Annotated in this window: 12 protein-coding genes; 10 read left to right on the top strand and 2 right to left on the bottom strand. The window is 57.0% G+C overall.

Annotation, left to right across the window (positions count from 1 at the left end):
• Window positions 1–71 precede the first annotated feature (71 nt).
• The 8 genes from IC231_RS11780 to IC231_RS11745 all read left to right on the top strand — a co-directional run bounded on the left by IC231_RS11780 (window position 72) and on the right by IC231_RS11745 (window position 7344).
• Window positions 72–854: a 2OG-Fe(II) oxygenase gene (locus tag IC231_RS11780; protein WP_190784689.1), complete on the top strand. Its 783-nt coding sequence runs from the start codon at window positions 72–74 to the stop codon at window positions 852–854.
• A gap of 29 nt (window positions 855–883) precedes the next feature.
• Complete coding sequence (locus IC231_RS11775; protein ID WP_190784688.1) at window positions 884–1606, top strand: WbqC family protein; 723 nt, start codon at window positions 884–886, stop codon at window positions 1604–1606.
• Window positions 1603–2532, top strand: a complete 930-nt coding sequence (locus tag IC231_RS11770; protein WP_190784687.1) for a glycosyltransferase family 2 protein — start codon at window positions 1603–1605, stop codon at window positions 2530–2532. The genes IC231_RS11775 and IC231_RS11770 overlap by 4 nt, the downstream gene beginning before the upstream one ends.
• Before the next feature lie 8 nt (window positions 2533–2540).
• On the top strand, window positions 2541–3182 hold the full coding sequence (locus IC231_RS11765) for a NeuD/PglB/VioB family sugar acetyltransferase (RefSeq protein ID WP_190784686.1): 642 nt from the start codon (window positions 2541–2543) through the stop codon (window positions 3180–3182).
• A gap of 96 nt (window positions 3183–3278) precedes the next feature.
• On the top strand, window positions 3279–4406 hold the full coding sequence (gene rffA / locus IC231_RS11760) for a dTDP-4-amino-4,6-dideoxygalactose transaminase (protein ID WP_190784685.1): 1128 nt from the start codon (window positions 3279–3281) through the stop codon (window positions 4404–4406).
• Between the two features lie 41 nt (window positions 4407–4447).
• The gene (locus IC231_RS11755) at window positions 4448–5521 is read left to right on the top strand and encodes a glycosyltransferase (protein WP_190784684.1); all 1074 of its coding nucleotides are present in this window, start codon (window positions 4448–4450) and stop codon (window positions 5519–5521) included.
• 12 nt (window positions 5522–5533) lie between these two features.
• Complete coding sequence (locus tag IC231_RS11750; RefSeq protein WP_211539017.1) at window positions 5534–6559, top strand: polysaccharide deacetylase family protein; 1026 nt, start codon at window positions 5534–5536, stop codon at window positions 6557–6559.
• Window positions 6556–7344 carry a formyl transferase gene (locus IC231_RS11745; RefSeq protein ID WP_190784683.1) on the top strand — a complete coding sequence of 263 codons (789 nt, stop codon included), beginning with the start codon at window positions 6556–6558 and terminating at the stop codon, window positions 7342–7344. The genes IC231_RS11750 and IC231_RS11745 overlap by 4 nt, the downstream gene beginning before the upstream one ends.
• A gap of 3 nt (window positions 7345–7347) precedes the next feature.
• Here IC231_RS11745 and IC231_RS11740 read toward each other — a convergent pair whose 3' ends face one another.
• Complete coding sequence (locus tag IC231_RS11740; protein ID WP_190784682.1) at window positions 7348–8703, bottom strand: hypothetical protein; 1356 nt, start codon at window positions 8701–8703, stop codon at window positions 7348–7350.
• Between the two features lie 9 nt (window positions 8704–8712).
• A complete protein-coding gene (locus IC231_RS11735; RefSeq protein WP_211539015.1) occupies window positions 8713–9921 on the bottom strand; it encodes a tetratricopeptide repeat protein in 1209 nt (402 codons plus the stop codon).
• 142 nt (window positions 9922–10063) lie between these two features.
• Here IC231_RS11735 and IC231_RS11730 point away from each other — a divergent pair, with 142 nt between their 5' ends.
• A complete protein-coding gene (locus IC231_RS11730) occupies window positions 10064–10978 on the top strand; it encodes a M20/M25/M40 family metallo-hydrolase (RefSeq protein WP_190784680.1) in 915 nt (304 codons plus the stop codon).
• A gap of 225 nt (window positions 10979–11203) precedes the next feature.
• Window positions 11204–13435, top strand: coding sequence for a sodium-translocating pyrophosphatase (locus IC231_RS11725; RefSeq protein ID WP_190784679.1), 2232 nt, complete (start codon window positions 11204–11206; stop codon window positions 13433–13435).
• The last annotated feature ends 32 nt before the right edge of the window (window positions 13436–13467 follow it).

The following is a 13467-nucleotide window of genomic DNA, read 5'->3' as shown; positions in this document are numbered from 1 at the left end:
ATGCGCTAGTGAGTATTATTGAGTAGACGAAGAGCGCAGTCTGTCCAAAACAAAGCATAGTGAGCAAGCATATGGCACAGCAACTGATTGATTTTGAACGGTTGGAGGCTGCTATGCTTCAATTGCAGCAGCAGTGGAATACACCGGAGCACCCATTCCATTATCTGATATATGATGGCTTTTTTCATGCGGAGCCAGCAGAACAGATATTGGCAGCTTACCCACCAGTCACGCGCGGTGAGTGGGATGGTACTACGTATATCAACCAGCAGAATAAGTTTGCCTGCACTCAGTTTGGCGAAGACCAGCAGCTACTGCGCCAGGTTTTTGCAGAGCTGAACGGGGCTCGGTTTCTGAATATACTGGAGCAGATTACGGGCATTCCGGCGTTGATCAGTGATGAGGAATTGTTTGGAGGAGGGCTGCACCAATCTATTACGGGCGCTTTTTTGGATGTGCATGTCGATTTCAACTATCATCGTACCACCAAGCATCACCGCCGCCTGAACGTTATTGTGTACATGAACCACGACTGGCAGCCTGATTACAACGGGTATCTGGAGCTGTGGGACATGAGCAAAAAGGAACAGTTGGCTGCCATTGCACCTGTATTCAATCGTTGCGTCATTTTCGAAACCAACGAAATTTCCTTTCACGGCCATCCGAAGCCGCTTGCAACGCCTGCTGACCTGACGCGCAAGTCGTTGGCTACCTACTACTATACTGCTACGCGGCCGGAAACCGAAATTACGAGTGAGCACAATACAGTATATGTCAACACGGAAGGTGCTGGCGGGATGCTGAAAAATCTGAAGTCGGCGTTGCGGGCTGCATTGGAGCGCGTGAAAGGCTGACCTCTGTGAGCGGCGGCACATACAGCGAAGTGGCAGCCCCATGTACTAGGCGCGTAGCCATCCTGCAGTCGAACTACATACCCTGGAAAGGCTACTTTGATTTACTGAACAGCGTCGATGACTTCATCTTTTATGATGAGGTGCAGTACACCAAAAACGACTGGCGCAACCGCAACCGCATCAAAACGGCGCACGGCGTGCAGTGGCTTACCATTCCGGTGCGGCAGGAACGGCTGGCCCAGAAAATCAGTGAAACGCGGGTGTACGATGCTGGCTGGGGTACGCGCCATTGGCGCACGATAGCGCAGAACTACTCGCGCGCCACTTACTTTGAGCATTACCGAAGCCAGCTGGAGGAGCTGTACTGCGGCCCAAACTCTGAGTTTTTGAGCCAGATAAACCAGCGCTTCATTCGCACCCTGAATGCCATGCTGGGAATTGATACGCGTCTGCATGCCGCCGCCGACTTTCAGGTAACCGGTGACCGGACCCGGCGGCTGGTGGAGCTGGTACAGGCCGTTGGCGGCACTGAGTATGTGTCTGGTCCGGCGGCAAGAGCGTATCTTGAACCCGACCAGTTTGCCCAGGCGGGCATCGGCCTGACCTGGATGAGCTACGAAGGATACCCCGGATACCCCCAGTTGCATGGCCCGTTTGAGCATCAGGTGAGCGTGCTGGACCTCTTGCTGAATACGGGCCCGGATGCCTCCCGCTTTATGCTTTCCTTCCCCAATCAACCAGCCGCCTTATGATACCTGACTACTCGGTAGTAGTGCCTGTGTACCAGGGGCAGGCCACGCTTGGGCCGTTGGCGCAGCAGCTGCGGCAGTTTTTCCAGACGGAAGGGTACTCGTTCGAGTTGATTTTTGTGCACGACTATGGCCCGGACAACTCGTGGCGCGTGATTCAGGAACTACGGCAGGAACTTGGGTCCGGTGTGGTACGGGCGGTGCGGCTGGCCCGCAACTTTGGGCAGCACAATGCGCTGCTGTGTGGCTTTAGGCATGCGCGTGGTCGGTTTTTTATCACACTTGACGAAGACCTGCAGCATGCACCCGCAGATATTGCGCTGCTTATCCGGCGCCAGCAGGAAGCCGATTTTGATGTGGTGTACGGCTGCTACGAGGCGCGTCGGCACTCCGGGCCACGCAACTTGGCGTCCTGGCTGATGCGGAAGCTGCTGCGCTACGGCATTCCCGATCTGCATCCGGACTATTCCCCTTTCCGGCTGCTGAAGGCCGGTGTGGCGCGGCATTGTCTGGAAATGCGCAACTCCTATACGTTTCTGGATGGCTACCTGATGTGGGTAACGGCCCATGTTGGCAGCGTGCCAGTGTCGCACGGGCCGCGGGCGGCGGGGCAAAGTGCCTACACGGCCCGCAAGCTGCTGCGCCATTCGCTCAATATCTTCATCACGTTTTCTGATGCGCCGGTTCGGATGCTCTCCTATGCGTCCGTAGTCGTGTTTATGCTCACTACATTGTATTCGGGCTATATTCTGGCGCGTAAGTTGGTCTACAATGATCTGCTGCCTGGCTTTGCGTCCCTGATTATTGCCATTGGGTTTGGGGTAGGTCTGCTGCTGCTAGGCATGGGTATTCTGGGCGAGTATATTCACCGAATCAACCTGAAAACCACCCGGCGCCCCAATTTTGTGGAAGCGGAAACCCTGGATTAGCCTTTCACATGCCTGCAGTTGATTCACGTGTTGCTATAATCGGGGCCGGAGCCTTGGGCCAGCAACTGGCGCAGCATCTGCGGCAGCAGGGCAAGAGGGTCGTGGGGTTTTTCGATGATACCCTGCCTGTAGGCGCTGCAGCCGGCGGAACGGTGCTGGGGACTACAACGGCCGCTGCTCAGGCATATGCCTCAGGTGTTTTCGATGAGCTGCTGCTGGGCGTTGGCTATCAACATATGGGGCGGCGCCAACAGCTATTCGAGCAGCTACAAGCAGCCGGGCTGCCTTTCGGACGGTTCGTGCATGCCAGCGCCTACGTCGATTCCAGTGTAGTGCTGGGGCCGGGCGTATTCATCTCACCCGGCTGCGTCCTTGATTTGAATGTGCGGCTGGATGCCAACGTATTGCTGTATACGGGTTGCATTGTGGCACACGATACCCACATTGGAGCGCATACGCTGCTGGCGCCAAGCGTGCGGCTGGCGGGCCGGGTGCAGGTAGGCGTTCGGTGCTTTCTGGGCATTGGCACCACGGTTATTGATTCGCTGAAGCTGGGGGCCGATGTGCGCACTGGCGGCGGTACCGTAGTCATCAACAACTTGCCGGAGCCGGGGACTTATGTAGGCGTGCCAGCCCGGCGGCTGCGGTAGTTGCACGCAGCAAGCCAAGGCTCAGGCTACGCAGTAGATTCCAAAATCAAAGCAGGAGGCATTCTGCTAGCTTTGTAGCTCGCGCCATCTTCCGCCATGCTCCCGTTCAATAAGCCGTACTTCGTCGGAACCGAAACCCGCTACATCGAAGAAGCAGTGCGTTCCGGCAAGATTTCTGGCGACGGAGCCTACACTCGACGCTGCGAAGCGTGGTTCGAGCAGCACCTTGGTTCGGCCCGCGCGCTGCTCACCACCTCCTGCACCGATGCGCTGGAACTGGCGGCACTACTGCTCGACATTCAGCCCGGCGACGAGGTGCTGCTGCCCAGCTTCACGTTTTCTTCGACGGCCAATGCCTTTGCGCTGCGCGGGGCGAATCTGGTCTTCGTTGACTGTGCTCCCGATTCTCCGGCGTTGGATACCGCGGCGCTGGCGGCGCTGGTCACGCCGCGCACCCGCGCCATCGTGCCGGTGCACTACGCCGGTACCGCCTGCGACATGGCAACTGTGCTAGCAGTAGCCGAGCAGCATCACCTCGCGGTGGTGGAGGATGCTGCGCAGGCCATCAATAGCTACTACCAAGACCAGCCGCTGGGCACACTAGGCGCACTGGGTGCTTTTTCCTTCCACGAAACCAAGAACGTTACAGCTGGTGGCGAAGGTGGTTTGCTCGCCATCAACGACGCGTTGCTGGTAAGCCGGGCCGAAATCCTGCGGGAGAAGGGCACCAACCGGGCGGCCTTCTTTCGAGGTGAGGTTGACAAATATAGTTGGGTGGATGTTGGATCATCTTTTCTGCCAGCTGACATTAATGCGGCGTTTCTGTGGGCGCAGCTGGAGGCGTTGGAGTTTATTCAGGCGCAGCGGTGCGCCATCTGGCAGCATTACCATACGGCGCTGCAACCGTTGGCAGCGCTGGGAGTAGAGTTGCCCATGCTGCCGTCATACGCCACCAATAACGGCCACCTATATTATCTCGTATGCCGTTCGTTACCGGAGCGCACGGCCTTGATAATGCACCTAAAAGCGCGAGGAATAGCGGCCATCTTTCATTATCAGCCGTTGCACCGCAGCCCTTATTACGCTGCTCGCCATGACGGCCGTGCGCTTCCCCGAGCCGACCGATACGCGGATTGTCTGGTTCGGCTACCTTTGTATGTGGAACTGGACGAAACCGAGCAGCAGCGTATCGTGCGCGAAGTGCTGGCTTTCTATCAGCAGTAGCCGGGCCGATAGCCTGTCGCTGGTCCGCCTTATTTCTTCCTATGCGCATTCTGTTTTTGATTCCTTACCCTTCCGGTAAGGCACCCTCCCAACGCTTCCGCTTCGAGCAATACCTGCATTTTCTGACGGAAAAGGGCTGGTCGTACAAGCTGGCCCCTTTTCTTTCAGACGATACTTGGGCCATTCTCTATAAGCCAGGCCATACGCTGGCAAAGGTACTGGGCATCCTCGCCGGATTTGTACGGCGTTTTTTCCTGCTCTTTACCGTGCCGTCCTACGACTACGTGTTCATTCACCGCGAAGCCTCGCCCATTGGGCCGCCGGTATTTGAGTGGATTATCGCCAAAGTGTTGGGCAAGAAGATAATCTACGACTTTGACGATGCCATCTGGATGAAAGACCCGGCTGGCGAGCAGACGTTCATCAGCGGACTGAAGTGGCAGCAGAAAGTAGGGCAAATTTGCCGGTGGGCGTATAAGGTGAGTTGCGGCAATTCGTATCTGCGCGATTATGCCCTGCAGTTCAACCCCAACTCGTTGATAAACCCAACCACCCTCGACACCGAACACCTGCACAACCGCATCCGCGACCAGTACACGCCCGAGCGCCCCATCATCGGCTGGACCGGCACGCATACCACGCTGCGCCACCTGGATCTGGTGTGGCCGGTGCTGGAGCGGCTGGAGCGTGAAGGCTATGACTTCGAGTTCCGCGTCATCTCCAATCAGCCGCCGGACTACAAAGGGCTGAAGAACCTCACCTACACGCCCTGGCGCAAAGACACGGAAATAGCTGATCTGAGCCAGTTTCATTTGGGGCTGATGCCGTTGGTAGATGACCCGTGGGCTCGCGGAAAGTGCGCGTTCAAGGCCCTGCAGTATATGTCGCTGGGTATGCCGGCGCTGGTGTCGCCGGTTGGCATGAACACAGAAGTGGTGCAGGAAGGCATCAATGGCTTCGTCTGCGATACGCCGGAGCAGTGGGATGCTGCCCTGCGCCGGCTGCTGGCCAGCCAGGACCTGCGGGCCACGCAGGGAGCCGCCGCCCGCCGCACCATTGTGGAGCGCTATTCGGTGCTGTCCAATAAGGAGAATTTTTTGGCCCTGTTTAGCTAAGCGCGCCCTACTATGACACAGCAACCAATGCGCAAAGGGCAGGAGAGAGGCCGTTTCGTCATTTCTCTTGACTTCGAAATCAACTGGGGCGTGCGCGACCAGCAGACCCTGGACCAATACGGCCAGAATTTGCTCGGTGTGCGGCAGGCCATTCCGGCTATGCTGGCGCTGTTTGCGGAGTATGAGCTGCGCGTGACCTGGGCCACAGTAGGTCTGCTGTTCTTCCGCACCAAAGCCGAAATGCTGGCGCATCTGCCCGAGGTGCGGCCTCAGTACGCCGATTCCAACCTGTCGCCTTACCTGGTGATGGATCAGGTGGGCGAGAACGAAACTGCCGACCCCTATCATTTCGGCCATTCGCTGATTGAGCAGATCCGGCGCACGCCCGGCCAGGAAATGGCGACGCACACCTTCTGCCACTACTATTGCCTCGAGCGGGGCCAGACCGCCGAATCGTTCCGCGCCGATCTGACGGCGGCGGTGCAGGTGGCGCAGGAGCAGGGCATGACCTTGCAGAGCCTCGTATTTCCGCGCAACCAGTACAACGCCGAGTACATTGCCATCTGCGAGGAACTGGGCATTACGAGCTACCGCGGCAACGAAAGCTCCTGGATTTATAAGGAGCGCAGCGAGGAGCAGCAAAGCCTGTACAAGCGCGGTGCCCGCCTGCTTGATGCCTACGTAGATCTATCAGGCCCCAACTGCCACACGCTGGATGACATTGCTCGTCAGTTTCCCTATAATATTCCGGCTAGCCGGTTCCTGCGGCCCTGGTCGGGGCGGCTGCAGGCGCTGGAAGGGCTGCGGCTGCGACGCATCCTGAGCGGGATGGAATATGCTGCGCGCCACGGGCAGGTATTCCATTTGTGGTGGCATCCGCACAATTTCGGGGTGAACATTCCGCAGAATATGGCCGTACTGCGGCGCATTGCCGAGCACTACCGCTACCTGCACGCTACCTATGGCATGGAAAGCCAGGCTATGGGCAACCTGGCCGCCGAGCTCCAAAGCCGTTCATCTGCCGTTACCGCTTCATGAATTCAACTCCCGCTTCCGCAAAGAAAATCGTAATCCTGGCTGGTCCCGGCGAGTCTACGGATATCCTGTTTCATGCCCTGGATGCTGAGTTTGGTGTGCACCGCATTATCGTGGAAACGCCCGTCAGCCAGAAGCAGCTGCTCAAGCGCCGCACTGAGAAGTTGGGCTACGCCACGGTTGCCGGTCAGATTCTCTTCAAACTGTTGATTGCTACACCCCTGAGCCGAGCGTCGCAGGGGCGTATGCGGGCTATTAAGCAGCAGGCGCACCTCAATGACCAGCCTTTGCCCGAGGATCGGGTGATTCGGGTGGCGTCGGTGAATGCGCCAGAATGCATTGAGCAGCTGCAGGCACTGCAGCCCGACGTCATCGTGGTGAACGGCACGCGCATCATCTCTAAAAAGGTGCTGACCAGTGTGCCCTGTAAGTTCATTAATACACATGCCGGCATCACGCCCCTATATCGGGGTGTACACGGCGGCTACTGGGCGCTGGCTAACAACGACCCGCAACATTGCGGCGTATCGGTGCACTTAGTAGACCCCGGCATTGATACCGGTGCTATCATTGCTCAGGCCTTGATTCAGCCTACTGCGGAGGATAATTTTGTGACTTATCCGCTCCTGCAACTAGCAGCCGGACTGCCATTGCTTAAGCAGGCAGTGCGGGATGCTTTGTACGGGGAAATTAAGTTGAAGCCAGCCCCCGAAGGCGCATCGAAGCTATGGTCGCATCCTACGCTGGCCGAGTACGTGAATAACCGCCGCCGTACGGGTACCCGCTAAGGGCTAGGTAGTAGCTAATCGGCGGCGTGCTATCGTGCGGCCCTTGCTGGGCTTACCGGCTCCGCTCACATCTTGTAGAATATACAGCGCCGCTACGTAGAATGGAATAAGCGGAATTTTGTAGCGCACCAATGTGCCAAAGTTGTTGGAGATGATGCCTACAGAAGCTCCAAAAACCAGCGCGAAAATGAAGCTGAGCATCAGGACCGGAGTGCCAGCAATGGCTCCGAAGAACCGCGCCACGCCAACCCTGAAAAGAATGCGCAGCGTGAACACCAGAAAGAACGTGGCCTCCAGCGCCGACAGCAGCATCACGGGATTCTTGGCTTCCCACAGGAAAGGGCGGAACAAGGCCACTATGATGGCCTGAGGCGCGAGCTTGATCATGCCGCCAATGGTACCGTCCTGCTCCCCGAGAGTATAGGCCGAACCCTCCTGCTTTACGGATACCTCATAAAGGTAATCGGCCGTGATTTTGCTTCTTTCACCAATCTTGTCGATGTCGTATTTCTCGTCGCCTTCGGTCAGATTGCCCATGGCAAACACGGCCGCAACGGCCCCGATTCCAATCAGAAACGGCTTTGCTATCATCCGTACCAGCTTGTTCTTGATTCGCTGGCTGTTTTCGTTGAACACCCAGATGAGTGCGGGAGGCAGAAACGAAAGTAGGATATATACTTTAGTAATGTAGAGCATATACGCCGCCAGCCCTCCAATCAGCAACGACTTGAGCAGACGCTTCTTCTGAATGGCTCCTTGGTAGAAAGCGTAGAATATCCAGCCCAGCGCCCCAAGGCACAGGGAATCCTTCATCAGCCCGGACCCCCAAAAAAATACTGAAGGGATAAAGAAAACTGCAATAGCCAGCTGCTTATACACCTGCGGCCGAATCTTGGCGAAGGTCATATACATGGCCCACATGCCGCTGAAGCTGATGCAGGCGAAGAACAGACCTACTACAGTGTAGGTGTTGAAGCACAGCATCCCGAGCACAGTAGCAATCCGAACGATAACTAACTCAGTAGATCCAGGCTCCCACCAGAACATGCGGGAGGTGTATTTGGCCAATTCCGGCAGCCGCTCCCCGTCGCTGGTCAGTAGTTTCATGCCCACAGCAAAGGAGTCGCCGAAGGCATCATACATCACTGACGAATGGATGAAGTAGTTAAATGTGTCGCCACCACTGTAGTAAAACTGGTAGATGAGGCCCAGCGCAATGGCGCCCACTAGCTTCAGGCTAAGTGCCGGAATGAAGTATTTGCGGGTATATAAGTTTGTAACCTGCGGACGCACGGCAAAGGCCAGCGCATAAATCAGCCCCAGATACAGCGGAGTGAGCAGCAGGTCTTTTAAATCCATGCGGGAAAGCTACTTCTTGTTCTTCTTCAGAAAGGCCTTGGCCTCCCGGTACTGGTCGGATTTGCTGTCGGCTATTTCCCGTACAACGGAGTAATAACGGCGGGCGGTTCCTAAATCCCGTTCCTTCTCCGCAATGCGGGCCAGATTGTAGTTCGCGTGCAAATAAAAACCTCCTTTCGTCTCGTCGGTACTTTCGGCAAATACAATGCAGCGCTGGTAGTAATCCTTGGCTTTAGTCAGATCTTTATAGCGGTTCTGCATTAGCCAGCCCAGAAAGTAGGTGGCGTAGCGGCCACTGATTCCTTCATAGCCCGGCATGCCCTGGTTCAGCTTCGTCAGGATTTCCTGGCTCACCCGCTCACTCTCCCGAAACTCCCCCATATTGAAGCACAGCAGCGCATAGAAGCGCTGGAAGTACCCATTGTCGGGGTAAGTTTTGGCCAGGTTCCGTGCCAGCGGCATGGCGGCTTCCGGGTTGTTTTCCTCGTTGTTGAGGATGCGCATCAGAAACACCTTGGCTTCCGGACCCACGTAAAATCCGTTGTCGGCCACGTTGCGCAGCTGCTGCAGGCCCAGCTGCTTATTGCCTTTCGGAAACAGCAGCAGCACAGGCTTCAGCAGCGGGTAGTTGTCCGGAATCCAGACGGCGTAGTAGTTGAACAGCGCCTGTCCGAATAGAAACTCCGGGCTTAGGCCATTGGCTTCCTTGCTGATTTCCAGGTATTTCAGGGCCCGCTTGGCGCTGACCGTAGCTTTCGGCCAGTTGCTGCGCTCCGCATTCAGGCGGCCATCGAAACCATAAGCCGCTGCCAGAAAAAAACACGCCTCATAGTTCTTGTTGTCCGCCTCGTATAGCGTTTCTGCCTTCGTGATGGACGAGTCCATGTAGGCGAAGAAAAGCTTGTCGTACTGTTTGGTTTTGATGTTGGTCGGGACGATTTTCCACCACTGACTCAGGCCCAGCAGAAAGTAGGGCATGGGGTGGTTGGGGTAGCGGCGCCGCAAGGAGCGGAATTGCTTCTCGGCCTTTTCGTAGCGGCAGTTGTACAGGTTCTGTACCGCGCCCTCTAGTTCCGTCTGAATATCCTTGTCGAGCAGCAGCCAGCCTTTGGTATCAACGGCGTTAGGCAGCACGTCCACATTTTCGGTTTCAATATTGCGAATAGGGGTACGAGTAGTATCAGGCTGCTGAGCTTGCGCCAGGAAAGGCAACAACATTAGCAACAGGATAAATCGGAGTCGAAGGATCATAGATACGTTTGCTTGCCGGTGCGGCCGGGTTCTACTTCACTACGCACCGCCCAACGGAAAGGCTAAAGTATGACTTTTATCCTAGTTTTGGACAAATAATAGGTGAATCATGGAGCTTTTACACACCCTTTGCCGTATACCAGCCCCCGCTGGAAACGAAGCCGCACTTACTCAGTTCTTACTAAAGCACATCCGTGCCGAAAGCCCTTCCTGGCGGGTAATGCCAACTGTGCTGGCTGGAGAGCAGTGGCAGGATTGTATTATTCTGGTTTTTGGTGCGCCGCGCACAGCCGTATTTGCCCATTTGGATAGCATCGGCTTCACGGTGCGCTATGGCCGGCAACTGGTGCGTATCGGAGGGCCTGTGATGGAAACCGGCACCAAGCTAGTTGGCCACGATTCGCAGGGGGCAATTGAGTGTACGTTGGTCATTGATGAGGAAACCGGGCAGCCTGCATATGAGTTCACCCGCGACATTGACCGCGGAACTGAACTCACGTTTCAGTGCGACTTCCGCGAAACGGAAACGACCGTTCAGAGCTGCTACCTCGACAACCGGTTGGGCGTCTGGAACGCGCTGCGCCTCTGCGAAACGCTGGAAAACGGCATTGTCGTCTTCAGCTGTTGGGAAGAGCACGGCGGTGGGTCCGTGGCCTATCTGGCCAAACATATCTACGAAACCTACGGCGTGCGGCAGGCTCTTATTTCGGACATTACCTGGGTGACGGAGGGCGTGCATCCTGGCCAAGGCGTGGCTATTTCCCTGCGCGACTCCCTGATTCCGCGGCGCAGCTATGTGGAGCGTATCCGACGTATTGCCGAGGACGCTGGCATTCCGCACCAATTGGAAGTAGAAGGGAGCGGCGGCTCCGATGCCAAAGAACTGCAGCACGGCGCCCAGCCCTGGGACTGGTGCTTTATCGGGGCACCCGAAGACAACGTGCACTCGCCCGACGAGATTGTGGATAAGCGCGACATAGCGAGCATGCTGGCCTTGTATCAGGAACTCATGCGCCGGTTGTAATCAGGTAGCCCCAGCACCCCAAACCATTGCCAAGAGCCGCTTCCGGACCACCGGAGCGGCTCTTTTGCGTTTGCAGATAGCCGAAACAGGATATAGCTGGCTGCCAGCCCGAAGAATACCAGCTGGGATTTAGTGAAGGCAGGTTGAGGATTAGCCAATAAAGTCTATTTTACCCACCCAAATGCCTCATTCCCAACCTAACTCCCATCTTCTTTTCACCGTTCTATGATGAATGTTCTTTACGCAGTGCCCGCGCTGGGCGTGCTGGCGTTGGTCTACACCTGGATCCGTTCGGGCTGGGTGAGCCGCCAGGACCCCGGCGACGACCGAATGCGCACCATTGCCGGCTACATTGCCGACGGCGCTATTGCCTTTCTGAAAGCTGAATACAGAGTGCTGGCCATTTTCGGCCTGATTGCCTCGGCCTTCCTGTTCTATCTGGGCAGCACGGGCGAAAAGTCCAGCCCGGTCATTGTCATAGCCTTCATCATCGGCGCCATCTTCTCGGCACTGGCTGGCTTTATCGGGATGAAAATTGCCACCAAAGCCAACGTCCGGACGGCGCAGGCCGCCCGCACCAGCCTGAGCAAGGCCCTGAACGTGTCGTTTTCGGGGGGCTCGGTGATGGGCATGGGCGTGGCGGGTCTGGCGGTGCTGGGCCTGGGCTCGTTATTCATTGCCTTCTACCAGATGTTTGTGGTGAGCAAAGGCGGCGGTGCCAACGGCATCGAAATGGAAACCGCGCTGGAAGTGCTGACCGGCTTCTCGCTAGGCGCTGAAAGTATTGCGCTGTTTGCCCGTGTGGGTGGCGGCATCTATACCAAAGCTGCCGACGTAGGAGCTGACCTCGTGGGTAAAGTCGAAGCCGGTATTCCGGAAGACGACCCCCGCAACCCCGCTACCATCGCCGACAACGTGGGCGACAACGTGGGCGACGTAGCTGGCATGGGCGCCGACCTGTTCGGGTCCTACGTGGCTACCATTCTGGCTACCATGGTGCTGGGCCGCGAAGTAGTGGCCCGTGGCGACGACTTTCAGGGTCTTTCGCCTATTCTACTACCAATGGTTATTGCCGGAATGGGCATCATTGCTTCACTCATCGGGATTCTGTGCGTGCGGGTGAAGGAGGGAGGCAACGTGCAAAACGCCCTCAACCTGGGCAACTATGTGTCGGTCATTGTGTCGGGCATTGCGTCCTACTTCATCATCCGCTGGATGCTGCCGGCCGAAGACTTGGTTATTCGGGGCATCACTTTCGATTCGATGGATGTGTTCAAAGCTGTAGTAGTCGGGCTGATTGTGGGCACGCTGATGAGCATCATCACGGAGTACTATACGGCCATGGGCAAGCGCCCGGTGCTGAGCATCGTGCGTCAGAGTTCCACCGGCCACGCCACCACCGTTATCGGCGGGTTGGCAGTGGGCATGGAATCCACAGTTCTTCCGATTCTGGTACTAGCGGCCGGCATTGTGCTGAGTTTCGAGTGTGCCGGCCTCTACGGCGTGGCTATTGCGGCCGCCGGCATGATGGCTACCACTGCCATGCAGCTTGCCATTGATGCGTTTGGCCCCATTGCCGACAACGCCGGTGGCATTGCCGAAATGAGTGAGCTACCCAAGGAAGTGCGCGAGCGAACCGACATTCTGGACGCCGTAGGCAACACCACGGCCGCTACCGGCAAGGGTTTCGCCATTGCTTCGGCGGCGCTTACTTCGCTGGCGCTGTTTGCCGCCTTCATGGGCACAGCCAACATCAACAGCATCGACATCAGTAATGCGCGCGTGCTGGCGGGCCTGTTCGTCGGGGCCATGATTCCGTTTATTTTCTCGGCCCTGGCAATTTCGGCGGTGGGGCGCGCGGCCATGGCCATGGTGCAGGAAGTGCGCCGGCAATTCCGCGAGATACCCGGCATCATGGAAGGCACCGGCCGACCCGAATACGAGAAGTGCGTAGCTATTTCTACCCAGGCGGCCATCCGCGAAATGATGCTGCCAGGCGCCATTGCCCTCATTGTGCCCGTTATCGTGGGTTTCGCCTTCGGCCCCGAGGTGCTGGGCGGCACGCTAGCTGGTGTCACCGTAAGCGGTGTGCTGATGGCTATGTTCCAGAGCAACGCCGGTGGCGCTTGGGACAACGCCAAGAAGTCATTCGAGAAAGGCGTGATGATTGACGGTAAGATGGAGTACAAAGGCTCCGAAGCCCACAAAGCCTCCGTCACCGGCGACACTGTCGGTGACCCGTTCAAAGACACGTCCGGGCCTTCCATGAATATTCTCATCAAGCTGATGAGCATTGTGTCGCTGGTAATTGCCCCTCACATTGCGGCTCCGGAGCGTGGTGTGGCCCCCGTAGACCTGAAACCTCGTGTAGAGCTGGATGCTCGCCCAAAGGTGAAATTCGCCGATGTGACCGACCATGCTGCCGAAGCCGTGTTCACGCTGCTGCGCAACCGATAAGCTGTTGAGCTTAACTGGCTCGTTTTCAGCGG

The organism is Hymenobacter duratus (assembly GCF_014698995.1).
Taxonomy (GTDB): Bacteria; Bacteroidota; Bacteroidia; order Cytophagales; family Hymenobacteraceae; genus Hymenobacter; species Hymenobacter duratus.
The sequence above is the reverse complement of the archived record's forward strand: the minus strand, read 5'-3'. Positions and strand labels throughout refer to the sequence as shown.

Coding starts and splice junctions, on each gene's coding strand:
- IC231_RS11740 (WP_190784682.1), bottom strand. CDS start 8,703: ATGGATTTAAAAGACCTGCTGCTCACTCCGCTGTATCTGGGGCTGATT.
- IC231_RS11770 (WP_190784687.1), top strand. CDS start 1,603: ATGATACCTGACTACTCGGTAGTAGTGCCTGTGTACCAGGGGCAGGCC.
- IC231_RS11765 (WP_190784686.1), top strand. CDS start 2,541: ATGCCTGCAGTTGATTCACGTGTTGCTATAATCGGGGCCGGAGCCTTG.
- IC231_RS11725 (WP_190784679.1), top strand. CDS start 11,204: ATGATGAATGTTCTTTACGCAGTGCCCGCGCTGGGCGTGCTGGCGTTG.
- IC231_RS11755 (WP_190784684.1), top strand. CDS start 4,448: ATGCGCATTCTGTTTTTGATTCCTTACCCTTCCGGTAAGGCACCCTCC.
- rffA (WP_190784685.1), top strand. CDS start 3,279: ATGCTCCCGTTCAATAAGCCGTACTTCGTCGGAACCGAAACCCGCTAC.
- IC231_RS11735 (WP_211539015.1), bottom strand. CDS start 9,921: ATGTTGTTGCCTTTCCTGGCGCAAGCTCAGCAGCCTGATACTACTCGT.
- IC231_RS11730 (WP_190784680.1), top strand. CDS start 10,064: ATGGAGCTTTTACACACCCTTTGCCGTATACCAGCCCCCGCTGGAAAC.
- IC231_RS11780 (WP_190784689.1), top strand. CDS start 72: ATGGCACAGCAACTGATTGATTTTGAACGGTTGGAGGCTGCTATGCTT.
- IC231_RS11745 (WP_190784683.1), top strand. CDS start 6,556: ATGAATTCAACTCCCGCTTCCGCAAAGAAAATCGTAATCCTGGCTGGT.
- IC231_RS11750 (WP_211539017.1), top strand. CDS start 5,534: ATGACACAGCAACCAATGCGCAAAGGGCAGGAGAGAGGCCGTTTCGTC.